The 26,065-nt window shown below is 42.4% G+C and carries 25 protein-coding genes; 5 read left to right on the forward strand and 20 right to left on the reverse strand.

All coding sequences use genetic code 11. The features are described 5' to 3' along the window. Positions 1-76: 76 nt before the first annotated feature. Positions 77-2,053: an acetoacetate--CoA ligase gene (locus BO219_RS03980; RefSeq protein WP_077428481.1), complete on the reverse strand. Its 1,977-nt coding sequence runs from the start codon at positions 2,051-2,053 to the stop codon at positions 77-79. Between the two features lie 114 nt (positions 2,054-2,167). Continuing rightward, entirely contained in the window at positions 2,168-4,090 is a 1,923-nt protein-coding gene (locus BO219_RS03985; RefSeq protein ID WP_077428482.1) for a FapA family protein, read from the reverse strand. Positions 4,091-4,207: 117 nt separating this feature from the next. On the opposite strand from BO219_RS03985, the gene BO219_RS03990 reads away from it, so the two are divergent. Then, on the forward strand, positions 4,208-4,678 hold the full coding sequence (locus BO219_RS03990; RefSeq protein ID WP_077428483.1) for a PCYCGC motif-containing (lipo)protein: 471 nt from the start codon (positions 4,208-4,210) through the stop codon (positions 4,676-4,678). A 24-nt stretch (positions 4,679-4,702) separates the two neighbouring features. Here BO219_RS03990 and BO219_RS03995 read toward each other — a convergent pair whose 3' ends face one another. Next, a complete protein-coding gene (locus BO219_RS03995; protein WP_077428484.1) occupies positions 4,703-5,932 on the reverse strand; it encodes an ABC transporter permease in 1,230 nt (409 codons plus the stop codon). Beyond that, positions 5,922-6,824, reverse strand: a complete 903-nt coding sequence (locus BO219_RS04000; protein ID WP_004890140.1) for an ABC transporter ATP-binding protein — start codon at positions 6,822-6,824, stop codon at positions 5,922-5,924. The genes BO219_RS03995 and BO219_RS04000 overlap by 11 nt, the downstream gene beginning before the upstream one ends. Positions 6,825-6,979: 155 nt before the next feature. Here BO219_RS04000 and BO219_RS04005 point away from each other — a divergent pair, with 155 nt between their 5' ends. The 3 genes from BO219_RS04005 (at position 6,980) to BO219_RS04015 (ending at position 10,109) form a co-directional block, all read left to right on the forward strand. After that, on the forward strand, positions 6,980-7,414 hold the full coding sequence (locus BO219_RS04005; RefSeq protein ID WP_077428485.1) for a DUF1640 domain-containing protein: 435 nt from the start codon (positions 6,980-6,982) through the stop codon (positions 7,412-7,414). 313 nt (positions 7,415-7,727) lie between these two features. After that, the gene (proB, locus tag BO219_RS04010) at positions 7,728-8,846 is read left to right on the forward strand and encodes a glutamate 5-kinase (protein WP_077428486.1); all 1,119 of its coding nucleotides are present in this window, start codon (positions 7,728-7,730) and stop codon (positions 8,844-8,846) included. 21 nt (positions 8,847-8,867) lie between these two features. Then, on the forward strand, positions 8,868-10,109 hold the full coding sequence (locus BO219_RS04015) for a glutamate-5-semialdehyde dehydrogenase (RefSeq protein ID WP_077428487.1): 1,242 nt from the start codon (positions 8,868-8,870) through the stop codon (positions 10,107-10,109). Between the two features lie 28 nt (positions 10,110-10,137). Here BO219_RS04015 and BO219_RS04020 read toward each other — a convergent pair whose 3' ends face one another. From BO219_RS04020 to BO219_RS04035, 4 genes are read right to left on the reverse strand one after another with little or no spacing between them, the layout of a single operon-like run. After that, entirely contained in the window at positions 10,138-10,863 is a 726-nt protein-coding gene (locus BO219_RS04020; RefSeq protein ID WP_077428488.1) for an IucA/IucC family C-terminal-domain containing protein, read from the reverse strand. Then, positions 10,863-11,675: an ABC transporter ATP-binding protein gene (locus BO219_RS04025; protein ID WP_077428489.1), complete on the reverse strand. Its 813-nt coding sequence runs from the start codon at positions 11,673-11,675 to the stop codon at positions 10,863-10,865. Before BO219_RS04025 ends, BO219_RS04020 begins: the two co-directional genes overlap by 1 nt. Before the next feature lie 12 nt (positions 11,676-11,687). Continuing rightward, entirely contained in the window at positions 11,688-12,740 is a 1,053-nt protein-coding gene (locus tag BO219_RS04030; protein WP_077428490.1) for a FecCD family ABC transporter permease, read from the reverse strand. Next, the gene (locus BO219_RS04035) at positions 12,737-13,735 is read right to left on the reverse strand and encodes a FecCD family ABC transporter permease (protein ID WP_077428491.1); all 999 of its coding nucleotides are present in this window, start codon (positions 13,733-13,735) and stop codon (positions 12,737-12,739) included. Before BO219_RS04035 ends, BO219_RS04030 begins: the two co-directional genes overlap by 4 nt. Positions 13,736-13,956: 221 nt before the next feature. Between BO219_RS04035 and BO219_RS04040 the strand changes: the two genes are divergently transcribed. Further along, positions 13,957-14,895, forward strand: coding sequence for an ABC transporter substrate-binding protein (locus BO219_RS04040; protein WP_420807097.1), 939 nt, complete (start codon positions 13,957-13,959; stop codon positions 14,893-14,895). A 35-nt stretch (positions 14,896-14,930) separates the two neighbouring features. On the opposite strand, the gene BO219_RS04045 is transcribed toward BO219_RS04040, so the two are convergent. The 12 genes from BO219_RS04045 to BO219_RS04100 form a co-directional block, all read right to left on the reverse strand. Beyond that, positions 14,931-15,287 (reverse strand): hypothetical protein, encoded by a 357-nt coding sequence (locus BO219_RS04045; protein WP_077428492.1) that lies wholly within the window; start codon positions 15,285-15,287, stop codon positions 14,931-14,933. Between the two features lie 16 nt (positions 15,288-15,303). Then, positions 15,304-16,080 carry an SDR family oxidoreductase gene (locus BO219_RS04050; RefSeq protein ID WP_077428493.1) on the reverse strand — a complete coding sequence of 259 codons (777 nt, stop codon included), beginning with the start codon at positions 16,078-16,080 and terminating at the stop codon, positions 15,304-15,306. A 13-nt stretch (positions 16,081-16,093) separates the two neighbouring features. Further along, positions 16,094-16,927, reverse strand: a complete 834-nt coding sequence (locus tag BO219_RS04055) for a 5'-3' exonuclease (protein ID WP_077428494.1) — start codon at positions 16,925-16,927, stop codon at positions 16,094-16,096. A gap of 229 nt (positions 16,928-17,156) precedes the next feature. Continuing rightward, positions 17,157-17,504, reverse strand: a complete 348-nt coding sequence (locus BO219_RS04060) for a hypothetical protein (RefSeq protein ID WP_077428495.1) — start codon at positions 17,502-17,504, stop codon at positions 17,157-17,159. Positions 17,505-18,026: 522 nt separating this feature from the next. Next, positions 18,027-18,227, reverse strand: coding sequence for a hypothetical protein (locus BO219_RS04065; RefSeq protein ID WP_077428496.1), 201 nt, complete (start codon positions 18,225-18,227; stop codon positions 18,027-18,029). Between the two features lie 5 nt (positions 18,228-18,232). After that, positions 18,233-18,535: a ferredoxin family protein gene (locus BO219_RS04070; protein WP_077428497.1), complete on the reverse strand. Its 303-nt coding sequence runs from the start codon at positions 18,533-18,535 to the stop codon at positions 18,233-18,235. Next, the gene (locus BO219_RS04075) at positions 18,517-19,812 is read right to left on the reverse strand and encodes an FAD-dependent oxidoreductase (protein WP_077428498.1); all 1,296 of its coding nucleotides are present in this window, start codon (positions 19,810-19,812) and stop codon (positions 18,517-18,519) included. The genes BO219_RS04070 and BO219_RS04075 overlap by 19 nt, the downstream gene beginning before the upstream one ends. Continuing rightward, complete coding sequence (locus BO219_RS04080) at positions 19,805-20,854, reverse strand: electron transfer flavoprotein subunit alpha/FixB family protein (RefSeq protein ID WP_077428499.1); 1,050 nt, start codon at positions 20,852-20,854, stop codon at positions 19,805-19,807. Before BO219_RS04080 ends, BO219_RS04075 begins: the two co-directional genes overlap by 8 nt. A gap of 11 nt (positions 20,855-20,865) precedes the next feature. Next, positions 20,866-21,678 (reverse strand): electron transfer flavoprotein subunit beta/FixA family protein, encoded by an 813-nt coding sequence (locus tag BO219_RS04085; RefSeq protein WP_077428500.1) that lies wholly within the window; start codon positions 21,676-21,678, stop codon positions 20,866-20,868. 98 nt (positions 21,679-21,776) lie between these two features. Beyond that, the gene (locus tag BO219_RS04090; RefSeq protein ID WP_077428501.1) at positions 21,777-22,925 is read right to left on the reverse strand and encodes a saccharopine dehydrogenase family protein; all 1,149 of its coding nucleotides are present in this window, start codon (positions 22,923-22,925) and stop codon (positions 21,777-21,779) included. A 12-nt stretch (positions 22,926-22,937) separates the two neighbouring features. Then, complete coding sequence (locus BO219_RS04095; protein WP_077428502.1) at positions 22,938-24,413, reverse strand: aldehyde dehydrogenase family protein; 1,476 nt, start codon at positions 24,411-24,413, stop codon at positions 22,938-22,940. After that, positions 24,410-26,035: a thiamine pyrophosphate-binding protein gene (locus tag BO219_RS04100; RefSeq protein ID WP_077428503.1), complete on the reverse strand. Its 1,626-nt coding sequence runs from the start codon at positions 26,033-26,035 to the stop codon at positions 24,410-24,412. The genes BO219_RS04095 and BO219_RS04100 overlap by 4 nt, the downstream gene beginning before the upstream one ends. Positions 26,036-26,065 lie beyond the last annotated feature (30 nt).

The following is a 26,065-nucleotide window of genomic DNA, read 5'->3' on the forward strand; positions in this document are numbered from 1 at the left end:
GTTTACGTTTACGTAAAAGTCAATAAGAAAAGCAGCGCACACCACTAAGGCTGTTACCAAACGGCAACAGCCTTGCTTATACATTCGAATGCTCCCATTGTTTCGCCAGCTCAATAAAGAAGGAAAGCGATTCAGGGTTCGCCATCGAGCCAACGTTTACCGCTTTTTCGAGCGGGAAGCCTAATAAAAGTTTACGAATCGGGATTTCCATTTTCTTTCCGTTTAACGTTTTTGGGATTTGGTCGACTTGGTAAATCGCATCCGGAATAAAGCGTGGCGATACGTGCGCTTTAATGGCATCTTTCACTCGTTGTTTTAATACGTCATCTAGCTCTACCCCTGGCTGAAGAACGACAAACAGCGGCATAAACGATTTTCTTCCCATCACTTCTAAGTCAATGACTAAACTGTCGAGAATGCCATCGACTGTTTCCACCGCCCGATAAATTTCGCTCGTGCCCATGCGCACGCCCGCGCGGTTAATCGTCGAATCCGAACGACCGTAAATGACGCAGCTTCCTTCGGCATCAATTTTAATCCAATCCCCATGTTTCCACACGCCTGGATACGTATCAAAATAGCTTTCGAGGTAGCGACGGTCGTTTTCATCGTTCCAGAAAAAGAGTGGCATCGACGGCATCGGTTCCGTGATGACTAATTCCCCGACTTCATTGATCAGCGAATGTCCATGTTCATCAAATGCCTGTACGTTTGCCCCGAGCGAACGGCATTGCAGCATGCCTGCACGAACCGGCAAAATGGGCGACCCGCCGACAAACGCGGTGCATACATCCGTTCCGCCACTGCATGAGACGAGCCAAACGTCTTTCACATGTTCATACACCCAAAGAAACCCTTCGGTCGTCAGTGGGGATCCTGTCGAGAGAACCGCTTGCAAGTGTGAAAAATCGTAAGTGTCTTTCGGACGAATGCCTTGTTTCATACAAACGTTAATAAACGCTGCGCTTGTGCCAAAATGCGTAATTTTTGCTTTTTCGGCAAGCTCCCATAAGACGTTCGCATCTGGAAACGTTGGGCTTCCGTCATATAACACAACTGTTGCCCCAACTAACAGCCCACCAATTAAAAAGTTCCACATCATCCAACCCGTCGTCGTAAACCAGAAAAATGTGCTATCACGCGCAATATTGCATTCAATCGATAAAATTTTTAAATGCTCTAATAAAATGCCCCCATGCCCTTGTACAATTGGCTTTGGCAATCCGGTCGTTCCAGAAGAATATAAAATCCATAACGGATGATCGAACGGAACTTGTTCATAATAAAGTTCACTTCGTTCTTTCACGAGATCCGTCCATAATAAAACGGAATCGTCCCATGCGCGTACATCGTCACGTAAATACGGAACGACAATCGTCTTTTTTAGCGACGGAAGTTTTTCTTGCAGTTCTTTCACAACTGGTACTTTATCAAACGTTTTCCCGTTATATTGACAACCATCTACCGCAAACAACACCGTCGGCTCAATTTGTTGGAAGCGGTCGATGACGCTGTTGGCGCCAAAATCGGGAGAACAACTAGACCAGATCGCGCCAATGCTCGCGCACGCCAAAAACGCAACGACGGTTTCCGGAATGTTTGGCATATAAGCAACGACGCGATCTCCTTGCTTGACCCCCAGTTTTTTCAGCGCCGAAGCGACGGCTGCCGTTTGTTGTTTTAACTCTTTCCACGTCACTTCACGCACCGAAACGTGTTCGGAACGGAACAAAAGCGCTGGCTTCTCCTGCATGTTGCGAAAAATATGTTCCACATAGTTTAGCCGTGCCCCTGGAAACCAGTTTGCCCGTGGCATTTTTCGTTCTTCTAACACACTGGTATACGGTGCAGACGACTGAACGCTGCAATATTCCCACACCGTTTCCCAAAATTGCTCAAGATTCTCGACCGACCATTTCCATAACGCCGCATGCGAATCAAACGTAAGCCCTTTTTTTGCTTCTAGCCAATTCATATACTTTTTCACGCTTGATTGTTCGATTTGTTCTTTCGTTGGCGTCCATAAAATATCCCCATCCGTAATCGCTTTCATTTTCTAGCCCCCTTCTTCAAAAAGAAAGAAAATTAAGAACATTTACATTATACTATATGATTATCCGAAAAATATACAAAAAGACGCATCGGCTTTGTTGGCCATGCGTCTTTTTTATCCAAATACAATTTCTTGACGTTCGTCGTCCCATTTCATTTCAACGTGTTTTTTCTCTTCATAAAATGTATACGTCTTTTTACCAAATTGTACAACTGTTCCTTCCCATGCGTGTTCAATATAGATCGTCTCCCCTTTTGGAACAGCTAATACAGTCTTAATCCCGAGCGAAGAGCCAACTTCTTTAATTTTCATCCCTTTTTGCGCATACGCTTCACCACCGCGTAACACTCCGTGAACAGTCAATGTGCCTCCAGCATAAATGTTACAATTGTAACACCCTTTTCCCGTTACAACGACATCTCCACTTCCGTGAATGACGCTATTTAAAGCATAAGAAAGTTCAATCACATCGTTTTCTTCGCGATCATATTGCCCAATAAATGTATTAAGTTCACGAAGCAAGTTTGCCATACCCTCTAAACAATGAAAATGGTTAGGACGATCAGCAAGCAAACAACTATCTAACTGCGAACCAATATCGAACCACTGTTCACCAATTTGTTCACGCTTTTGTTCGCACATCGTTTTATACTGTTTCATCGCTTCCATCATCGTTTGAAACTTACTTTCAAGCAATCTCTTCGCCACCGGATAAATATCTTGTTCGCGAATTTTAGACATGACCATTAGTTGTTGAATCACAACAATCATTCGCTCAAGTGAGTGGCGAATTTGTTGTAATAAACCAATCAGTTGAGTCACAATCATTTTGTTTTCTCCTGATGTCACCGTACCACTAATGACGTTTTGTTGAATAAAAATCGATTGTTGCGCACGAATTTTTGCGCGATTGACATTTTGTAAAATCATAATGCTACCGAGCGCTTCCACAACCATTTCATCTTGGACGTTTCCTGTAATTTCAACATCACCTTTAAAATGAATGTTTCCTACTGATAAATCGACATCCCCTTGATGAACAAGCTTTGGAAGGATGGAGACGACAACCGTCTTTCCCTTTTTCGCAATTTGCGGTCGCCCACCTGTTGTTGCTAAAATGCGGTTTCCATCCATCGTTACTCCCTTACCAAGTTTAATCATCACCGGATGTACTTCACGTACAGGTATCACGTCATTTGTGATGGTTAATCCTGGTTTGCCTGGCAGTGGTGGATGAACAATCGCAATCAAGTCTCCTTCACCAACTGTCGCAATCATTTCCATTTCACGATAATCAACGGTTCCGTCTTCACGAACTTTCGGTGTTCTTTTCCCCTCGCCTACTTTTACCTCTACCCATCCGTCCTTTCCTTCTGTTGGCTCAATTCCTTTTGCGATGACGACGGTTACTTTTTTCTCGGAATGCAGTGCTTCACGAATCGCTTCCTCATTCACTCCATACACAATCCCTAATTCTTGCAGTTTCGTCATCACTTGCTCGTATGACACATCATAAATAAGCTCTGTCTCCATTTTTGCATGTATATACAATTTACTAGATGGTTGTTTATCTTCCAATATATATCGACGTCGCACCCCAGGGGCGAACGTTAATGTTGCTTCTAACTTTCTAACATCTACATCAATTCTCCAAACGGATTGAGCGATGCTTTCTTCTTTTGGATAAATGCGGACGTCGTCGCCTTCTTGTAACGTGATGCTTCCTTCGACTTGTTGACCATTATGTAAACAGATGACACCTTCACCGATTACGATCGTTGGGCTTACGTCCAAACATTCGTAATACAACGTACCATCTTGAATCCATGCTTTTCCTTCAACTTGTTGAATCATTTGGTTTGCTTGCTGTTTCTTCGTTAGTCGAACAACGGCAGGTTGCGAGACGACTCCAAACAACTTTTTGCGCTCTTGTTGCACAACTTCGATGATTACTTCTTCGCGCGTTGCTTGAAGCTGTTTGAGCCCCTCTTCAATCGCTTCTTCCACCGTTTTTCCTTTTACTTCGATGCAATCCATTTTTCCCCCGCCTTTTTCCTTACCATTTACTATTGTTTTTATTATAATAGTAAAGAGATAAAAGAAATAGTGAAAAAAGTCGGAACCCTTTATCATTTTAGAAAAAGGATGGTTGAGATGAGAAAACGATTGATGCTTAACGCAATGATCTCTACTAGTTTATTGCTTAGTGGTTGTGTACAACAAGAAGAAAAACATACTGCAGAACACGAAACGGGTGATATACGGGAAGAAACAAACTCGATTCGCGATCTCCCATCATTTTTGGCTTCCTATAATGAATCGATGTCTCATTTATATGAACAGGCTGCGACACATCAAAAGTTGTTAGAAAACATACCTTGTTATTGTGGTTGCGGTGAATCAGTCGGTCATGAGAACAATTATGATTGTTTTGTACATGAAAATAAAAACAACGGTGCAATCGTTTGGGACGATCATGCAACAAAATGCGGAGTTTGTTTAGAGATCGCCGCTATTTCTATTGAACAATATGAAAAAGGAATGTCGATCAAAGATATTCGTCACCTTATTGATGAAACATATAAAGAAGGCTATGCGAAGCCGACACCGACAAAGCCGATGTAAAAACCGAGCTGTTTGCTCGGTTTTTCATTTTTTCGTTAATTGCCATGCCCGTTTGAGATCTTTCCATGAAGACGCTTGATTGTACATGAGCACGCCCCCGCGATATATTTTTGAACCAAACACAAATAAAAAAGCGATTGTCCCAATGAGCAAAGCAATGCTAAGAGCGATTTCCCAAACTGGAACGTTTAGCATTCCGATTCGTAAAAACATAATCATTGGAGCAAAAAATGGAACAAACGACATTGCTGCAATAAACGGAGATTCCGGTGCATTCAAGCCAAACATCGCCATAATAAACGCAGCGACAACTAACATTGTGACAGGTCCAGCCATTTGTTGCACTTCTTCTACTCGACTGACAATCGAGCCAAGTACCGCAAATAACATCGCGTACAACAAATAACCGAGCAAGAAAAAGATAATGCCGTACGTAATTAAAGAAAGCGGGAGTTCATTCATACCAAGCAACTGACGCAATATATCGCTTTGTTTCATCGAGACATAGCCAACTGAAAAAATAAACATAAACTGCGTCAAACTTAACAAAGCAACTCCTAAAATTTTTCCGAACAATTGTTGAACAGGTGAGATACTTGAAATTAAAATTTCCATAATACGTGATGATTTTTCCGTTGCTACTTCCATCATAATCATACTTCCGTACATTAACACGAACATATACATCGCAAACAATAGCACATATACGATCGCTCTTGCTTGATTTAATTGTTCTTCTGTTTTTGCATGTTCTTCAAGCGCTACTTTTTCTATGGCAATTGGAGCATATAATGCGTTTATTTGTTCATACGTTAATCCAATTTGTTTTGCCATCATCGCAATTTTAACTTGTTGCAACGCTTGCTCAATGCCATGAATGACATCACTATCTGCAATATTTTTTGCATAATATGTCACTTTCGGCTGACCGTTTTGTACATCAAGTACAATATACGCATACCACTTTTCTGTTTGGACAAGTTCTTTTGCCTGTTCCTCACTTTTATCATGGCGAACAAGTTTTATTTCTTTATTCGATTGCAATTGCGATTGCAATGCTTCGTACCACCCATTTGTTTCATCAATAACACCAATTGTTTTTTGACCATTATCGCTAAACGCTTCAATGATACGATCTAACTGACTAATACCAAATACAATAAAAGCAGTAATGATCGTTGAAATGAAAAAAGACTTTGATTTTAATTTCGTTACGTACGTGTGAAGAAAAACGATCCAAAACTTATTGTTCATACGCTGCACCTACTTTCTCGATAAAAATGTCATTGAGCGATGGTTCTTCTAGCGAAAACGTACGAATAAATCCTTTTGCATAAATATGTTCAAGAATGCGCTGGGATACACTTTCATCTGCTATTTGTAAGCGAACTCCTTCAACCGTTTTCTCCATTTTTAATACGCCAGGAACGTTTGTTAATGTTTCAAACGGAAGTTCTCCGTGAATAATGACATTTTTCTTGCCGAAAGATTGCTTAATTTCTTTAATTGATCCATGAACAATAGGTCTTCCTTTATGCATAATGCATATATGTTCACATAATTGTTCAACATGTTCCATCCGATGACTTGAAAAGACAATCGTTGTTCCTTGTTGTTGTAAATCTATTACTGCCTTTTTCAACATTTCAACATTTACCGGATCTAATCCGCTGAATGGTTCATCTAAAATCAGCAATTGCGGACGATGTAACACCGCAGCGATAAATTGAATTTTTTGTTGATTACCTTTCGATAACTGTTCTACTTTTTGATTTTCATATTGCGGGATTTTAAAACGCTCCAGCCAATTGTGCATTTCTTTCACAATTTCTTCTTTATGTAATCCTCGCAATCTTCCTAAATAAATGAGTTGTTCTTTTACTTTTAACTTTGGATACAATCCTCTTTCTTCCGGCAAATATCCGATGAGATGACTATGTTTATACGTAATATGCTCACCGTTCCATGTAATCTCCCCTTTCGTTGGCTCAAGCAATCCTAAGATCATTCGAAATGTTGTCGTTTTTCCTGCTCCGTTCGCCCCCAGAAATCCAAATATACCCTTTTCCGGAATAGACAACGTCACATCATCTACTGCTGTAAACGAGCCAAACTGTTTTGTTACATGTTGCAACACTAATCCCATGTTTTCCACTCCTTTCCCTTTTATTCCATTATAACGTATGATGTTAGGTAAAAGTTTCATCTATTTACTTTTTATGATCGGAAAATGATGAGAAACATACTTCTTTCTTGTCCGTCATTCATTTATAATGAAAAATAAAAGGGGGGTGAATCAAAGTGGACAGGGAAACAATTGTAAAAGAAATTGTGAAAGCGCTCGAACTATTCTCAAACAAAATTCATTACGAAATGAAGGAAATGAACAATCAGCTCCGGACGGAAATGCAAGAGATGGGCAACCAGCTTCGTTCGGAAATGCAAGAAATGGGACAACAGCTTCGCTCGGAAATGCAAGAAATGGGACAACAGCTTCGTTCGGAAATGCAAGAAATGGGGCAACAGCTTCGCTCGGAAATTCGAGGTGTAGAAAGCAAATTAGAAACGAGAATTGACGCTCTTAAACAAGAAATGGACAAACAGTTCGAGCAGCTAAACGAAAAAGTTGATCTACTACGCGATGAATTAACCGACACGCAAGAAACCGTTGATCTGCTTTCTTCCAAAACACTCCAACATGAGCGAAAACTTCGTCTTTTATCCAAACAATCGTAAAATCCATTGACATCTTCGCTTTTTTGTTTCATAATTCTAAAAAATATAATAAGTGAAAAAGGCACGGGACGAGTAAACCGATGGAACGTGCAAGAGAGTGGAACCCATAGGCTGGAAGGTTCCTCACGGGAAGTCGGTTGAACCTACCCTATACGGCCGCTTATGCAAACATAAGCCGTTTTCTCCTACGTTACAGGGCAAGAGGTGGGCGCGATTTGCGCCAAAAAAGGTGGTACCGCGGAAACGACGCTTTTCCGTCCTTTTCAACAAGGGCGGAGGAGCGTTTTTTATTTTGTAGTAAAGGAGTGAAATAGTGAAAAAAAAACGAATCGTTATAAAAATTGGCAGTAGCTCATTAACAGAAACAAACGGCACACTCTCGGAGCAAAAGATTCGTGAACATGTCGAAGCACTGGCGTATATGAAACAACTTGGACACGATGTCATTCTCATTTCTTCTGGAGCGGTCGCCGCTGGGTTTGGATTGCTCGGGTATCGCTCGCGACCAAAAACAATCGCAGGAAAACAAGCAGCTGCCGCAGTCGGGCAAGGGGTGCTCATGCAAAGCTACATTTCTGCTTTTCGTTCGTTTGGTATCGTTACCGGGCAATTGTTGTTAACACGCGCAGATTTTTACGATCGCGAGCGGTTTCGTAACTTATTTGCGACAATTTCTACATTGTTAGAACGTGGCGTTCTTCCAATTATTAATGAAAACGACTCAATTTCAGTGGAAGAGTTGACGTTCGGAGATAACGATTTATTGTCCGCGCTTGTAGCCGGTTTTTTGCATGCTGATGCTCTTATTATTTTAACGGACATTAATGGGCTATATGACAAACATCCAAATCACCCTGAAGCAAAAAAATATCATTTTCTTTCGGAAATTACTGACGAACTGATGGAACAAGCAGGCGGAAGCGGATCAACGGTTGGCACAGGAGGTATGAAATCGAAGCTACTTGCCGCGCAAAAGGCGCTTTCCTTCGGTGTCAGCGTCTTTATCGGTACAGGAACAGGAAAAGAAAAACTGAAGCATATTTTAGAAGGAAAAGGCGATGGGACGTATATCGGCTCCCCTTTTCAAGAACATATGCAAATGCGCAAACAATGGATTGCATACCATTCCGAAGTCACCGGAGCAATCGAAATCGATGAAGGAGCAGAAACAGCCATTTTGCATAAAGGAAAAAGTTTATTACCTGCTGGTGTGACGAATGTATTCGGTTCGTTTCAAGCGCTAGATGTCGTCAATGTCGTCAATCAAAAAGGCGATGTGATCGCTAGAGGGCAAGTATATTATGCGGCAAGCGATTTAGCGAAGGTAAAAGGGCTTTCAAGTGAAAAAGCAAAACGATACTCTTTCCATCATCGTCCAGAAGTCATTCATCGCGACAACTTAGTATGTTTAAAAAGGATATCTGTTTGTTGAAAACGAAAGGAGCGAAAAGGAATGAGCGAACTAATCGCCAAAGCGAAAAAATTAAAGCAAGCTGCCAAGCAATTAGGGATATTGTCAACAGAAGAAAAAAATGAGGCGCTTTCGATGATCGCAGAAGCGTTAATTGCGCAAATGCCATATCTTTTACAAGAAAATGAAAAAGATATGGCGAACGGGAAAGAAAACGGTCTCTCCCCTTCCCTACTTGATCGTTTGCAATTAACAGAAGAACGCATCAAGCAAATCGCCAATGGCGTCCAACAAGTCATCGACCTACCAGATCCGATTGGCGAAACGATCGAACAATGGACGCGACCAAATGGGCTATTCTTAAAACAAATTCGTGTGCCGCTTGGCGTCGTCGGCATGGTGTATGAAGCACGACCAAATGTCACCGTCGATGCGGCTAGCCTTTGCTTAAAAACAGGAAATGCTGTCTTGTTGCGCGGCAGTTCTTCCGCCATTTACTCAAACAAAGCGCTCGTTTCGGTCATGCAAGAGGCGCTAAAACGTTCGTCGGTTCCAACCGATACGATTCAACTACTAGAAGATACGAGTCGCGAAACGGCACAACATATGTTTCGTTTAAAGGAATATGTAGACGTACTCATCCCGCGCGGCGGCGCTGGCCTTATTCAATCGGTCGTCGAAAACGCCACGATTCCTGTGTTAGAAACAGGTGTCGGCAATTGCCATATTTTCATTGACGACTCTGCCGAAAAAGAAATGGCGATTGATATTGTCATAAACGCCAAACTGCAGCGCCCGTCCGTTTGCAATGCAGTTGAAACGGTCATCATTCATCAAAAATGGCCATATATAAACGAGTTGCTTGAAACGTTGCACGAAAAAGGGATCGAATTGCGTGCCGACAAACAGCTTGCGGCTACATATCCGTTCGTCCGTGAAGCGACAGAAGAAGATTGGGCAACCGAATTTTTAGCCCCGATTCTAGCGGTGAAGCTCGTTGAAACAGTCGATGAAGCGATAGAGCATATTGAGCGCTACGGCACAAAACATTCCGAAGCAATTATTTCTGAATGTAAGGAACACGTGGAGCAATTTTTCGCTCGCGTCGATGCCGCTGTATTGTATCATAACGCCTCTACCCGCTTCACCGATGGCGAACAGTTCGGATACGGCGCGGAAATCGGCATTAGCACGCAAAAACTGCACGCCCGCGGTCCAATGGGCTTACGCGCCATCACGACAACAAAAACGCTCGTGTACGGGAACGGGCAAGTGCGGACATAAAAACCAGCCTCTATATGGGGCTGGCTCTCTATTTCATATATCTAATGGGACATGTTTTACAGTGTGCTTGCTTAGCTGTTTGATAAAAAAGACAACACGTTGTTCTTCGAGTACGACTTTCTCCCTTCCAAAAACGATATAATGGATTTTCGGAATATGGTCCGAACAACTTTCCGTCTGCTTTTTGCACAATAAACAGAAAATCGTCATAAATTTGCCGACGTACATCACAAACCTGATTTTCTTCTAGTAACGTTTCGTATAACCAAATGACATAAATCGAGACATTCTCCCACAAGATTAATGGTGAAATGTTCGTGATTTTCCGCAATTGCCCAATGAATAAAGCAAGGTGTTCTGCAAAAAGCTGTTCAATGATTTGCGTACGCCATTTGTCGCGATTTTCACTAAATGTTGTATATGTAAGCGACTCAAAACAAAAGGTAGGGATCCATGGTGTTAGTTCATTGTCCGTTTCCATCCATATTTGTCGAAAAGACAACGGAAGACGTTTATTCCATACAGACATTGCATATAACACGATGGCGATAAAAAAGCTATATCTTTTCATCAATATCGAGGCGGAAACGACTTGATTTCGGGCTCCAATTTTTTGTTGTACACGTTGTAAGTATATCGCAAGCTCCCTTTCATCATGCAGTCGATCAAGCCGAATAGATAAAGGAGACATCGTGCGTTTGTTTGAAAAACGAAATCTCTCTAGCTGTTTTATCTCATCTTCAGAAAGATTCATCATGATACTCCTTCCCTATCCAAAAGATATCTACCTCTTCCATATGGAATACATAGAGGTGTTCCGAATAAAGGATCGTAAATTACTTCACAGTCGAGCTGGAAAACATCTTTGACAAGTTCACGTGAAATAATTTTCTCTGGTTTCCCTTGTGCATATACAGTTTTGTCACGAATGGCAACGATATGATGAGCATAACGGCACGCCAAATTTAAATCATGAAGCACCATGACAATCGTTCGCTTTTCTTGTTCATGTAATGTAAACAATAAGTCAAGAATTTCGATTTGATGTGCCATATCTAAATAAGTTGTCGGTTCATCAAGTAAAATGACTTCTGTATCTTGTGCCAATGTCATCGCAATCCATGCACGTTGACGCTGTCCTCCGGAGAGAGAGTCAACCGAACGCTCTGCCAACTCTACCATGCTAGTCGACTCAAGTGCACGCTGCACCGTTTCTTCATCCTCTTTTGACCATTGTTTTAACCATGTTTGGTGCGGATAACGCCCTTGTTTGACAAGCTGCAAAACGGTCAACCCTTCTGGTACAGTTGGTGACTGGGGCAAAATTGCCATCTTTTTCGCCACTTCTTTTGTTGGCATTGTTGCGATTTCTTTTCCCTCAAGCAGTACCGTTCCACCGATCGGCTTTAATAACCGAGCAAGCGAGCGCAATAAGGTTGATTTTCCACACCCATTCGCACCAATGAAAACAGTAATTTCACCTTTTGGAATGCCCATATTTAGCTCATCAATGACGATTGAATTTCCATAAGACAGTGTAAGTGACTTTGTTTGTAAAATACTCATATTTTCACCTCGCTACGCATTTCGATTTTTATACAATAAATAAATAAAATAAGGAGCTCCAATTGCCGCGGTGAATACACCCGCTGGAATTTCTAAGGGAGCAAACAGTGTCCGTCCCAATAAATCCGCAAGTAACACGAGAATACCACCTAACAAAGCAGCTGTCGGCAACATCCCCCCAAAAGAAGAACCTACTAATCTTCTCGCCATATGCGGAGCCATCAAGCCGACAAAGCCAATACCTCCAGCAAATGCTACAGCTCCTCCGGTTAGCGCTGTACTTAATAAGAGAAGAAACAAGCGCTGTTTTTGCAAAGAAACACCTGCGCTAACCGCGAGCTCTTCACCCAATTCTTGAATGTTGATTTGTCGAACGGAGATAAAACTAATAAATACGGCGAGAAGAGCCCAAGGTACAAAAATAACAACTTGTTTCCAAGAGGCGCCATATACACTTCCAGTAATCCAAATGTTTGCTTGACTCGCTCGATAAATCGTCCCAATAAGCATGAATAAAGTGGTAAAAGCTTGCATGAGCGCAGCGATTCCTATCCCGATCAAGACAAGGCGAATCGGAGAGACACCGTTTTTCCAAGCTAGCATATACACAAGAAACACCGCGATCGTCGCCCCTATAAAAGCACCTAAAGGTAACCAGTGAATACTAACGATAAGTGATCCATTTTTATCACTAAATACGGTCAAAAATAAAACAACCGCTACAGCTGCACCACTAGTCATCCCGAGTACATCTGGAGAAGCGAGTGGGTTACGTATCATCCCCTGAAGAATAGCGCCAGCTACTGCTAATGACATTCCCGCAAAAAATGCGATAATCATTCGAGGAAGACGAAATGAATAAACGACAATCTCGTCCATTTCACTCCCACTACCTAATAGCGTTTTAATCACATTTGCTGGGGAAATATACATTTCTCCAATACCTGTGCTAAGAAGAAACAAAAAAACAGAAATGATTACCAGCATTACACAAGTAACAATCGCTCTTTTGTCCATTAAAAAGGAAATGTATTTTCCCATTCGAAATGGTATGTACTTTCTCATTTTAAAATCCCCCTACGGGCAACATAAATAAAAAACGGAACTCCAATAAAGGCAGTCATAATTCCGACAGGCACTTCTTGTGGCATTAATATATAGCGAGCCCCGATGTCTGCAAAGTTTAATAGACTTCCCCCAATGAACGCACAATATGGCAGTAACCATCGATGGTCATTCCCGACAAATGCACGAGCAATATGAGGAACAATAATTCCTATAAAACCTATCGGTCCCGCTACTGCCACAGAACTTCCTGCTAATAAAACAATGAAAATAGCTATGGTTAACTTCACCAAATTCGTACGTTGTCCCAATCCTTTTGCCACATCATCTCCTAGCATGATAATATTGATCTTTGACGCCAATAAAAGAGACCCAATCCACGCAATTAGAAAGTAAGGAAGAACAGAAGTTAACATCTCTAATTTTCGTCCTGAAACAGAGCCAGCCAGCCAAAACAGCACTTCTTCTAATGCTTTTTCGTTTGCAACTAATAGTCCTTGTGTTAGAGAAGTAAAAAGGGTTGCTACAGCTGTACCTGCTAACGTTAATTTAATCGGTGTCATTCCCTCTTTTCCAACCGAACTAATGACAAATACAATGATCGCTGCAAGTGCAGCACCGATTAAAGCGAGCAAGGAAAACATACGAAGCGAACTAACTTGAAAAAAAGTTACGCATAGCACAATCAAAAACCCTGCCCCGGCATTAATTCCAAAAATTCCAGGGGAAGCAAGTGGGTTTTTCGTTAACGCTTGCATAAGTGCGCCTGCCATGGCCAAGCTTGCCCCAACAGCAGCGCCAATCAGCGCACGTGGCAAACGGACTGTATTAATAACAAGATGCTCATTTGAATCCCCTTTATTTGTCAGTGCCTCAATGGCCGCTTGATAACTAGTATCCGTGTAACCATAAATGATGCTCATCCACATACTAGTAAAAAATATAAGCACAAATAAAAGCAGTCCAACAAACCGTTTTGTACTGTTTTCTAACATTGTAGATAATCCCCTTACTATGATTTGTATCCTCACATAAAGTCTATTTGATATCGAATATCAGTGTCAATAAATTTATATATTATTTGAAATCTCGACAAGTCAATTATAAATTCAATTATATAATTTGATTGACAATGATTATCATTCATATTATTATTTTATTCGTTAACGAAAATCATTTTCATACAGGAGGCGTACATATGAAAAAATTTTCTTTTATGCTAGCAATGATGGTTGTTCTTCTTTTTGTTCTTAGCGCTTGCAACGGTTCGAACGAAGAAACAACGACAAAGCAAGATGAAGAAAAACCTGTAACTTATACAGTCGAGCATGCTATGGGTACAGCTGAAATAAAAGGTACACCTAAGCGTGTTGTTATTTTAACGAACGAAGGAACAGAAGCATTATTGGCGTTAGGGGTAAAGCCAGTTGGTGCCGTTCGATCGTGGCTTGGAGATCCTTGGTACGATCATATTAAAGATCAAATGGATGGCGTAAAAGAGATTGGAACAGAAAGTGAGCCAAGTTTAGAAGCAATCGCTTCATTAAAACCAGACCTAATTATTGGGAACAAATTACGTCAAGAAAAAATTTACGAGCAATTAAATGCGATCGCTCCAACTGTTTTTTCTGAAACGTTAAAAGGAAACTGGAAAGAAAACTTCATGCTCTATGCAAAAGCAGTAAACAAAGAAGAAAAAGGAAAAGAAATCATGGCAGCGTATGATCAACGCATTGAAGATTTGAAGGCGAAGTTAGGCGACAAGCTACAGATGAAAGTTTCCATTGTTCGTTTCTTAGCCGGTGATGTACGCATCTATCACAAAGACTCCTTCTCTGGTGTTATTTTAGATCAACTAGGATTCGCACGCCCTGAATCACAAAATGTCAACGATTTTGCAGAAAAAGGGGTAACAAAAGAACGGATTCCAGCAATGGACGGCGACATCCTCTTTTATTTCACATATGAAGAAGGAGACGGAGCGGCTACAAAAGTAGAAGATGAATGGATTAACGATCCACTTTTCAAAAATTTAAACGTAGCAAAACAAGGAAAAGTGTACAAAGTTAGCGATGCCATTTGGAATACAGCTGGCGGTGTACTTGCAGCTAACTATATGCTTGACGATATTGAAAAATATTTCCTAAATCAATAAAACATATAAAAACCAGCCTCCACGTGGGGCTGTTTTTATTGCCGCACAACATGCAATATCCCCTTGATAAACATTTGTCCAGCTAAGTAAATGCTCCAAATAAAAACGACGGCCCCGTTCCTCCCTACTACGGTAAACCAACTAGGATTATCTGGTATAAAAACAGTAGCTAAAACTAGAGAGAGCACTAAATTGATGCTATTCAGCAAACTAACGAGCAATATATTTATCTTTACTGCAATGACGCCACCTAGCAAAATAGCAAGTAAAAATCCAAACAGTAAAAATGGTGCTCCTTTCCTTTCCATATAGCGTCCGTACTCATAAAAATGGAAAATAAATGGTACGGGAATAAGAAAAAAAGCGAATAACAATGCTTTTTTGTTATGCATTTATGTGACCATCCCCCTATCTCCGCAAAAATCCGCCTTCGGAATGAATGACTTGCCCGGTAATCCATTCGGCTTCGTCGCTTGCTAAAAAGCGAACGAGGCGCGCGGCATCGTTTGGTGTGCCAATTCGACCGAACGGAAATTTCGGAAGAAGGTACTGCTTTAGTTCTTCGTCCATCCATCCTGTATCGGTAGGTCCTGGGTTGATGGCGTTTACGGTGATCTTTTTCTCGGCTACTTCGACAGCGAACGTTTTCACAAACGCATCGAGCGCCCCTTTTGTCGCTGCATATGCGCTTTCTCCCGGCATCGGCCCAAGCGACTGCCCCGATGTCATCATGATAATCCGTCCGCCTTGTGGTTTTTCAAACATATTGGCAAATGCCACACTTAACATGATCGGCGCTCTGACATTAACAAAATAGTGGCGATCTAACATTTCGCTTGTTAACGCTGAATAAGGAAGCGAAACAGAATAGCACGCGTTGTTTACTAAAATGTCCGGTACACCAAATGACTCGCACACCTTATCAAGCAATATTTGCGGGGATTCTTCTTTAGATAAATCGAATTCCAAGGAATGGCACACGACACCAAGCGCTTCTAGCTTTCGTTGAATGCGAAGCGGTTCGTCTTGCTCCATCCCCCACGGCATCGTACGGTCATATGCGCTCCAGTACGTGAAAAAAATATCTGCCCCTGCTTCGGCTAGCGCCTCGCAAATTGCCGCACCGATTCCGTTTTGCCGGCTTACTCCTGTTATTACCGCCTTTTTTCCTTTTAATGTTTTCAAACGTATTCACCTCTTACCGAATCGCTTCTAATACTTCTGCAAACCGCTTGCGCCCGCCATCCCACTTTGCTTCTTCCAATCGCAACGAAATTGGGATATCGCAATGAATGGCTGCCAGTTTGCGCGACAAATGAAGCAAGTCGAGATGTTCGGTTATTTTTTGTTGCTGTGCATTTGTTAAGTTCGCTAAGTTTTCCAAGATTCCTTCAATCGAACCGTACTGTTGAATAAGTTTAAACGCTTGTTTTTCGCCGATGCCGCGCACGCCTGGGTAATTGTCGCTTGCATCGCCCATAAGCGCCTTCACATCAATAAGCTGATGAGGCTGAATCCCTTTTTCTTGAGTAAAGCGTTCGAGCGTATACGCCTCATAGTTGCCAATGCCTTTTGCCAACAAATAAACAGTGACATGTTCTGAAAGAAGCTGAAATAAATCGCGGTCTCCTGTCATAATAGAAATTTGCATATGTTCGCGATATTGCTTGACGAGCGAACCGATGCAATCGTCCGCCTCCGCACCGAGCACACCGATATTCGGAATGCCAAGCATCGCAACCACTTCTTTCGCTAAATCAAACTGCGGAATTAATTCATGCGGCGGCTCGCCACGATTCGCCTTATAGCCCGGAAACCATTCGGTGCGAAACGTCGTACTTCCCATATCCCAACAACAAACGACATGCGTTGGTTGAAGTACATTTGTCGCCGCTTCGATTTGTTTCACTACCCCATATACCGCATTCGTCGGCACCCCACGGCTATTCATCATCCAACGTGGTGCTGTCGCATAAAACGACCGAAACAATAACGCCATTCCATCAATTAATAACAAATGTCCTCGTTCCATCTTCGTTGTCCTTTCTATGTATCGATGCAACAAGTATAACAAAAAACCACCCCATATGGGATGGTGGAAATGATGAAGCTTTAGAGTATTCCCTTTTTAATCCAAGATCAGATTCTATATGTTACCAATACATTTACAAACAACAGCCCTAAAAGCGCCAGAATCCAGATGACCAACCTATCAATTTCTGCGACCGAACGGGCAGTTTTTTCACTTGAAGGATCAGATTCTATCGATTAAGCAATATAATCTCCCTAGCCTCAATGTCTCTGCTTTCTTTACTTTGACTCATAGTCTGAGGAGTGGCAAGAATGACTTTCACAGTTACTTCTTCCGTAAAGTCGTCAACACTTAATTTGTTGCCATCTTCATCACTAAATTTTGTTTGATCTGTGATTCGGACTGTACAAGGATAGCTTATATCCTCTACATTATTTTTCCTTTTCTTCACTTCATGGGAACAGTCCACGACAAAATAATCTTCTCCAATACTATAAAGCATCCCTTCAAAAGACTTTGTTCCTGTGCAACCACTCAAGAGTAAACTAACCAAGACGAAAACAACAGTTCTAATCATTCGAATTGCATTCCTTTGTATGAAAAATAATTTTTTATAATATTACATTTATCGAAAAAGACAACACAACACAAAACTAAACTAAACTTCTCCCTATTCGTTGTGTCTATAATCTAGACTAACATCATTTTTATCCCACCACCGCACAAACAAGCAAAATAAGCAACAACGAAGACGGAAAAACAGAAAATGCAAAAGCCCATGAAGTAAAGAATGAAAGGAACGCAAAGACCCCTCAGTTGATAGAAATACCTTCTACAAAATCTTTTATACTATCTTCACAATCGGGATAAAAGAAAAAGAAAAATGAAAATACACGTGTAAAACAGTATTTTTTCTCGCGGTTTTCCTTTTCGTTCAATAAGCACATACAACAAAAACGTAATAATAAGTGAGCATAACAGTTGAAAGAACATAAAATCCACCTTATTCTTATCTTTACCGCTTTCTAATTCCAATTATAAACCCATATGTTCCTTCCATACAGCTATTTTCTAAAATAAATTGTATATAAAAACCACCCTACGATAAAGGGTGGCTCACATGAGAAGAAACGCGAATTGTTTGTTTTTTTGTTAGCTCTTCATCGACTTTTAACAGTTCTTTTTTCTCCCAGCTGACGAAGTAGTCTTCCCATAAGACGCGGCAACGATCGGCAGTCACTTCTAACACAATTCCTCTCGTTCCATCCGTATAGACGACGCAATCTCCGATGTGAAACATGGCGATCACCCTAAACGGAAGACGATGCCATAACCGCCGCGTGGATATTCCCAGCGAATATTTTCGTGCGGACAGCCGATGCGACAGCTGCCGCACTCATGACACCCTTCATAGCCGACGTGCATGCGAATATCTTCCCATTTATAGACAGACGCTGGGCAAAAAATTGTGCAAATTTTATCGGGGCATTTCGTTAAACAAATGTTGTCATCAAGCACGTGAAGATGCGATTTCGTATCCGCATTAAAGCGGACTAAATATTGCTTTTCTTCAATCGTTTGCGCTTTCATTATTTCATCACCTTCCATGCTTTCATCATATCGCGTGCCAGCTTAAACTTCTGTTTCGCCGAGCCGAGGTCACGCCAAATTTTTTTCTGTTTTTCCCATTTCGATGCGCCGTCGACGGTAAACATTTGGCTTGCGGCGCGGTTCATCATTGGGATATATTGCTCAAAATATTGTGGGAATCGCTCAAAATGATGCGTCGCATCTTTATATTTTTTCAAATCTTGCCCGATAAAGCTTTCCATCAGTTTCATCCGGTACTGGTCAAGCATGCTTTCGGAAAAGTCGTTTTGCTCTTTTGCCATGATAATGGTTTCTGCTGCTAGTCGGCCAGATGTCATCGCCATATTGGAACCTTCGCGATGAATCGCATTGACAAGTTGCGCTGCATCGCCAACGACAAGCACTCCGTGACCTGCGACTTTCGGAATCGAATGATAGCCGCCTTCTGGGATCAAGTGCGCTAAATATTCGACAGGTTCACTCCCTTGAATGTATGGACGAATCATCGGATGATTTTTCACATATTCAAGCAAATCATACGGTTTCATTTTATGCTTAATCAGCCCGGATAACAGCGTTCCGACACCAATGCTAAGCGTATCTTTATTCGTATATAAAAAGCCCGTACCAACAATTCCTTTCGTCGCATCGCCAAAAATCTCGATCGTACAGCCTTGGTTTTGCTCGAGATTAAAGCGGTCTTCAATAATGCTTTTATCTAGTTTTAAAATTTCCATCGTTGCCAAAGCGACTTCATCTGGCCGCCATTCACGATGGAAGCCGAGCTGTTTTGCTAAAAGGGAGTTGACGCCATCAGCCAATACGACGACATCGGCATAAATGTCTCCATCTGGCCGATCCGTCCGTACGCCAACGACGCGCCCGTTTTCGACAATACATTCGACTGCTACGGTCTCACAAACGAGAAGCGCCCCTTGTTCCACTGCTTTTTCGGCAAACCATTGGTCAAATTTCGCACGCAATACGGTAAAATTGTTGTACGGCTCACGTCCCCACTCTAACCCTTTATAGCTAAACGTGACAGCCGATTCTTTATCCATCATCATAAACCGTTGCTCGACGATTGGACGTTCTAGCGGTGCTTCTTTATAAAATTTCGGAATGATGTCTTCCATCATTTTACGGTACAATACGCCGCCCATAACGTTTTTCGCCCCTGGATATTCACCGCGCTCTAAAAGCAGCACGTTGACCCCTGCTTTTGCTAGTTCATACGCACAGGCCGTTCCAGCTGGACCTGCGCCAACGACAATACAGTCAAATTTTTCAGGCATGGCGAATCTCCTCCTTCACATCGGCAGCTGCTTTTAGCTTCGGAATTTCTTCTTTGAACCGTTCAATTAAAAGTGGAACAATTTCAAATGCATCGCCGACAATGCCGTAGTGGCATGATTGGAAAATCGGTGCGTTCGGGTCTTTATTGATCGCAATAATGAGTTCAGAGTTTTGCATGCCGACGACGTGCTGGATCGCGCCAGAAATGCCGATCGCAAAATAAATTTTTGGCGTCACCGTCACACCCGTTTGTCCGACTTGGTGATGATGGTCAATCCATCCTGCTTCGACGACATCACGGCTCGCCCCAACCGCACCGCCAAGCACTTCGGCTAGTTGATGAATGAGTTGGAACCCTTCTTTACTGCCCATGCCTTTTCCGCCAGCAACAACAATATCTGCTTCATCAATGCGCACTTTTTTTGTCGTTTCTCTGACAATCTCTAACACTTTCGTCCGCATTTCTTCTTCGTGTAATTCAATATGTTCCTCGACCACGCGACCTGTGCGCGACGGATCTGGAGGTAGCGCTTTCATCACTTTTGGACGCACCGTTGCCATTTGTGGACGATATTTTTTACATAAAATCGTCGCCATAATATTTCCACCAAACGCAGGACGGCTCGCCAATAACAATCCGGTATCTTCTTCAATATCGAGGATCGTTGTATCGGCTGTTAATCCTGTCGGTAAATCAGTGGCGATGGCACTTGCTAAGTCTTTTCCAGACGGTGTTGCTCCATATAAAATAACTTCAGGTTTATGTTTATGACAGCAATCTAATAAGGCACGCATATATGGCTCTGTTCGATAATGTTCAAAAATCGGATCGTCGTATACATATACAACATCCGCACCGTATTGAAAAAGCGTTGGTGCAACTGTTTTTACACCGCTACCAATTAAAACGCCGGCAAGTTCAGTTTTCCGTTTATCCGCAAGTGCACGCCCTGCCCCCAATAATTCTAACGACACAGGGGCGACTTGCCCGTCTTTCACTTCAACATATATCCATATCCCCCGATAATCATCGAAATTCATTGCTACTCCCCCTATGAAAAAAGCTCTTTTTTCTCAAGTAAAATAGATAAAAGTTCGTCCACTTGTTGTTCTTTTGTTCCTGTCAGTATTTTTCCACCTTCTGGCTTGGGCGGCGCCCATACTTTGGATACAATCGTTGGAGATCCTTTTAGTCCTAGCTGTTTGCGGTCTACATTTTCTAAGTCGTCTGCTGTCCAAATGGTTGGCTGGTATCGTGCGGCTTTAATCATGTTTGGCAAAGGTGCAAAGGAGATGTCATTGATGTCTTTCTCAACGGTGAACAAGCAGGGCAATTGCGATTTCACTACTTCATATCCATCTTCTAATTTGCGATGAACGATCGCATACCCTTTTTCTTTATTTACTTCAACAACTTTGTTTATGCCAGTGAGAGGAGGAATGTTTAAACGTCGTGCAATACCTGGTCCGACTTGCCCCGTATCCCCGTCAATCGTCATTTTTCCACAAATGATAAGGTCAATCGGGCGCTGTTTAGCGATTTTTTCAAGCGCTTTTGTAAGTGCATAACTTGTCGCAAGCGTGTCAGCTCCGGCAAATGCTCGGTCTGAAATCATATACCCTTCATCTGCTCCAAGCTCTATACATTTTTTGATCGCTTTTACTGCTGGTGGAGGACCCATCGTTAAAACCGATACAGTACCACCGTATTTCTTTTTCAACCGTACAGCTTCTTCAACCGCATGAGCATCGTACGGGTTTAAAATCGCCGGGGCACTTGCACGGTCCATCGTATTCGTTTTCGGATTCATTTTAATAATTTTTGTATCTGGCACTTGCTTAATACAGGCTACAATATGTAGCATATGTTCACCTCCAAATCTATTCGATGTATACATATTTTAGCATAATGAACAAATCACTCGTCATAACAATCAGAAAATTTACCGTTTTGTTCACAATTTTAATGCATAGTCGCTCGAATAACGACACCACGGCGAATCATTTCTTCAATATAGCGATCACCCGGTACAATTTGTTCGGGCGGATACGCCCCACGCTTTTGAATCGTTCCGTCACCAATCATTTGTGCAACGACAGAAACGGTATATGCGGTAGAACGTGCCATCGCTGTCACATTTTTTTGGCGATCTTTATGTGTTACCATTTCATATTCGTACGTTCTTTCTTTTCCATCCTTTTCTCCCGCTACAATGACACGTAATAACACAACATCGTCCTTTTCTTTTAACTCTAAAAGAGGAGTTAGCACTTTTAACAAAACATCACGCGGCCGTACGGCTACCCCGTTGACTTCTACTTCATAGTCTCGACGCGTCAATTGTAAATCGACAAGAAGCTGAAATTTTTCCGCATGCCCCGGATAGCGAATAGTTTTATATTCCAAACATTTTACATTCGGATAAGAACGCGGCAATGTTGATGTTCCTCCGGATGTATGAAACGCTTCAAGCGGCCCGAAACGTTCAAAATAAATCGTTTCAATTTCAGATAAAGATGGGACTTGTTGTTTTTGCCCATCGCGAATAATAAACGAAGGATCGGTGTAATGATCGAGTAAGCCTTCAAGAGAAAAGACGTGATTGTATTCAAGTGGTGGCTCTGGACGAAGCGGAATGCCACCGACATATAATTTAATGGTATGAACGCGATCAAGTTGACTTGCCCCGTACCCTGTTAAAATGTTAATCATCCCCGGAGCAACGCCTAAATCTGGAATTAATGTCACTCCCGCTCGTTTTGCTTGTTCATGTAAAGCAAGAACTCGATCCGTCACATGTCCGATATGTCCACCTAAATCTACAGCGTGTACACCCGTTTCAATAGCCGCTTTCGCTACGTTTTCGTTAAATGTATAAAAGAGAGCATTAATGGCTACATCATGTCCTCGCATAACAGCCTGTAGTTCTTGATCATTTGTTGCATTTACTCGCTTCACTTTGATCTTTTCTGATGGCAACGAACGTTGAACCGCCTTTGCTTTTTCTTCATCGACATCAGCGAGCGTCACCGATAATACCGCTTGTTGTTCAATTAAGTCACGCACAGCTTCTTTCCCCATTAAACCTGCGCCAAGTACAATGACATTCATCTCTCATCCCCCTCACACGTCAATTTGTGCACGTTGTAATTTACCGCTATAGTCAACATAAATACTTTTCCATTCTGTAAACACATCAAGTGCCGCTACACCTGAATCACGATGTCCGTTTCCTGTTCCTTTCGTTCCACCAAAAGGCAAATGAATTTCCGCCCCTGTCGTTCCAGCGTTAATATATACAATTCCTGTGTCCAAATCACGCATGGCTGTAAACGCTCGGTGAATATCGTGTGTGAAAATGGCGCTAGAAAGCCCGTAATCGACGCTGTTATTTACTTCAATCGCTTCTTCTAAACTGTGAACAGATATAATCGATGTGACTGGACCGAAAATTTCTTCACGTGCAATGGTCATTTCTGGCGTAACGTTTGTAAACAATGTTGGGGCATAATAAAATCCGCCTTTGTATTGCTCATCTTGCAACATATATCCGCCTGCAAGTAGTGTAGCTCCTTCGTTTTTCCCGATTTGAACGTAATGATGAATTTTTTGTAACGCTCCTTGATTAATGACTGGTCCAACTTTCACTCCTTCCTCTAGCCCATTTCCCACCGTTAATGTGTTCATCGCTGCAAGTAAACGTTCTTCCAGCTGTTGTCTCACACGTTCATGAACGATAATTCGGCTGCATGCCGTACAACGTTGTCCAGATGTACCAAAAGCGCTCCAGATGATCGCTTCCACAGCAAGGTCGATATCCGCATCATCCATGACGATAATGGCATTTTTTCCCCCCATTTCAAGCGATACTTTTTTCAAATGACGACCGCACGTTTCCGCAATTCGTCTTCCGACCTCATTAGATCCCGTGAACGAAATAACTTTTACATCACGATGTTCAACAAACGATTCACCAACAACAGAGCCGCGTCCATGTACAACGTTAAATACACCGTTTGGCAATCCGGCCTGCTCGAATATTTGCGCGAGTTGCTGTGCCATAATCGGTGTTTCGAGCGCAGGTTTCCAAACGACCGCATTGCCAGCAACGATCGCAGGGAATGATTTCCACGTAGCAATCGCAATCGGAAAGTTCCATGGAGTAATTAAGCCGACGACACCAATTGGCGCCCGAACGCTCATCGCAAATTTATTCGGTAACTCTGACGGAGTCGTATCTCCAAATAAGCGTCTTCCTTCTCCTGCCATGTAAAATGCCATATCGATTCCTTCTTGCACTTCACCACGCGCTTCTTCAATGACCTTTCCCATTTCCATCGTCAATAGGCGTGCGATTTGTTCTTTTCGCTCTTGCAACAACATGCCAACTTTATAAAGTACTTCAGCGCGTTTCGGTGCAGGGACGAGCGCCCATGCTTTTTGCGCTCGTTTTGCCGCCGATACCGCCTGTTCTACATCTTGTTCATTCGATACGGTCACTTCTCCGATACTTTGACCGTTCGCTGGGTTAATAATCGGAACAAATTGCTCGCTTACGGACGGCATCCATCGTCCATCGATATAGTTTAATACTTTCATTGTTTTCCTCCTCTCGCTTGTTCAACTGTTAAAAACGGAGATAATACATGCGGATCCGTCATCACTTCAATGACAGTCGGCTTATTGTTTTGAAGTGCGGCGGTGAACGCATGTGAAAATTGTTTTTCTGTCTCTACACGCACACCGTCGGCCCCAAGACTATGCGCCATGTGTGCGAATGATATATCGCTTAAGTCGGTCCCGATGACGCGTTTTGGATAGCGAAGCTCTTGGTACATGCGAATCGTTCCGTACATTTGATTGTTAAACACAATACTAATGATTGGAATTTTGTAACGAACTGCCGTTTCGAGTTCTTGCATCGTCATCATAAACCCACCGTCTCCACTTAATGAAACGACCGAACGATGCGGATGAGCCAATTTTGCCCCAATAGCCGCGGGTAGCCCATACCCCATCGCTCCTGACGTTGGCCCAATATATGTATGTTGCTGAAATCGAAAAAATGAATGAAGCCAACTTGCAAAATTCCCAGCATCATTTGTAATGATCGATTCTGGAGGAAGAAGGTGTTGAAGGGTGTCGATGACAATCTCATTGATGTTCCGTTTCACAGGCGGTAGGGATGATGCTTGCTCATACGCTTCCCGCCGTTTTTTTGTCCACGCCGTCCATGTTGGTTGAAGTTCAATAGCAAGTAGTCTCTTTAACGCCTCTTTCGCATCAGCAACAACACCGATATGGGGGGAGTATGTCACGCCGATCACATCATAATCAATATCGATATGAATGAGCTGTTGCGTTGATAATAGCTTATAATCTTGCGTCGTCACTTCTGACAAACGGGTGCCGATCGCTAACACCACATCTGCTTGTTCAACTGTTTCAATAATTGCTCGTTGTGTGCCTAAACCGAGATGACCAACATAGAGCTGATGATCGTTTGGAAATACGTCATGTCGACGAAAAGATGCCATGACAGGAAGCGACCATTTTTCCGCAAATAGCCGAAGAACATCGGTAGCTTTTGAACGTATAACCCCTCCGCCAGCAATAATGACTGGACGGTTCGCTGACTGTAACAATTGCTCGATACGCTGGATGTCTTCTTCGCTTGGTGCTGGTTTTGGAACAATTGTTTTCGAAAAGATTACGTGATCGATCTGTTCATGAAGAACATCTTCCGGAAGCGAAACGACAACTGGACCAGGTCTTCCCGTTTGTGCAATTCGAAACGCCCTCGTTAGCAATTCTGGTAACCTTTTTGCGTCATCAATTTCTATCGCCCATTTCGCGAGCGGACGAAAAAATGCCTCAACATCTACCTCTTGAAATCCTTCACGTCCCCGAAATGTTCGCGCAACTTGTCCTAACAATACAACCATCGGTGTTGAATCTTGCTTAGCTGTATGAATACCGATAGCAGCGTTTGTAGCTCCTACTGCTCTTGTTGCCATCACAACACCAACTTTTCCGCTTGCCTTCGCATACCCTTCTGCCATGAAGACAGCTCCACCTTCGTGGCGAGCGGAAATGAGCTGGATCGTCTTCTCAGAAAAAAGGGCATCAAGGATAGGTAAATAACTTTCCCCTGGTACACAAAAAACGTGAGAAATGTCCTCACTTTTTAAACATTGAACGATCGCCTCTGCTGCATTCACTACAAGCCCTCCTTTCTTTTTGTATCATGT

The organism is Anoxybacillus kestanbolensis, from assembly GCF_001996285.1.
In the GTDB taxonomy this organism is placed as follows: Bacteria; Bacillota; Bacilli; order Bacillales; family Anoxybacillaceae; genus Anoxybacillus; species Anoxybacillus kestanbolensis_A.

Coding starts and splice junctions, on each gene's coding strand:
- BO219_RS03980 (WP_077428481.1), bottom strand. CDS start 2,053: ATGAAAGCGATTACGGATGGGGATATTTTATGGACGCCAACGAAAGAA.
- BO219_RS03985 (WP_077428482.1), bottom strand. CDS start 4,090: ATGGATTGCATCGAAGTAAAAGGAAAAACGGTGGAAGAAGCGATTGAA.
- BO219_RS03990 (WP_077428483.1), top strand. CDS start 4,208: ATGAGAAAACGATTGATGCTTAACGCAATGATCTCTACTAGTTTATTG.
- BO219_RS03995 (WP_077428484.1), bottom strand. CDS start 5,932: ATGAACAATAAGTTTTGGATCGTTTTTCTTCACACGTACGTAACGAAA.
- BO219_RS04000 (WP_004890140.1), bottom strand. CDS start 6,824: ATGGGATTAGTGTTGCAACATGTAACAAAACAGTTTGGCTCGTTTACA.
- BO219_RS04015 (WP_077428487.1), top strand. CDS start 8,868: ATGAGCGAACTAATCGCCAAAGCGAAAAAATTAAAGCAAGCTGCCAAG.
- BO219_RS04020 (WP_077428488.1), bottom strand. CDS start 10,863: ATGAATCTTTCTGAAGATGAGATAAAACAGCTAGAGAGATTTCGTTTT.
- BO219_RS04025 (WP_077428489.1), bottom strand. CDS start 11,675: ATGAGTATTTTACAAACAAAGTCACTTACACTGTCTTATGGAAATTCA.
- BO219_RS04030 (WP_077428490.1), bottom strand. CDS start 12,740: ATGAGAAAGTACATACCATTTCGAATGGGAAAATACATTTCCTTTTTA.
- BO219_RS04035 (WP_077428491.1), bottom strand. CDS start 13,735: ATGTTAGAAAACAGTACAAAACGGTTTGTTGGACTGCTTTTATTTGTG.
- BO219_RS04040 (WP_420807097.1), top strand. CDS start 13,957: ATGCTAGCAATGATGGTTGTTCTTCTTTTTGTTCTTAGCGCTTGCAAC.
- BO219_RS04045 (WP_077428492.1), bottom strand. CDS start 15,287: ATGCATAACAAAAAAGCATTGTTATTCGCTTTTTTTCTTATTCCCGTA.
- BO219_RS04055 (WP_077428494.1), bottom strand. CDS start 16,927: ATGGAACGAGGACATTTGTTATTAATTGATGGAATGGCGTTATTGTTT.
- BO219_RS04060 (WP_077428495.1), bottom strand. CDS start 17,504: ATGATTAGAACTGTTGTTTTCGTCTTGGTTAGTTTACTCTTGAGTGGT.
- BO219_RS04065 (WP_077428496.1), bottom strand. CDS start 18,227: ATGTTTCACATCGGAGATTGCGTCGTCTATACGGATGGAACGAGAGGA.
- BO219_RS04070 (WP_077428497.1), bottom strand. CDS start 18,535: ATGGAAGGTGATGAAATAATGAAAGCGCAAACGATTGAAGAAAAGCAA.
- BO219_RS04075 (WP_077428498.1), bottom strand. CDS start 19,812: ATGCCTGAAAAATTTGACTGTATTGTCGTTGGCGCAGGTCCAGCTGGA.
- BO219_RS04080 (WP_077428499.1), bottom strand. CDS start 20,854: ATGAATTTCGATGATTATCGGGGGATATGGATATATGTTGAAGTGAAA.
- BO219_RS04085 (WP_077428500.1), bottom strand. CDS start 21,678: ATGCTACATATTGTAGCCTGTATTAAGCAAGTGCCAGATACAAAAATT.
- BO219_RS04090 (WP_077428501.1), bottom strand. CDS start 22,925: ATGAATGTCATTGTACTTGGCGCAGGTTTAATGGGGAAAGAAGCTGTG.
- BO219_RS04095 (WP_077428502.1), bottom strand. CDS start 24,413: ATGAAAGTATTAAACTATATCGATGGACGATGGATGCCGTCCGTAAGC.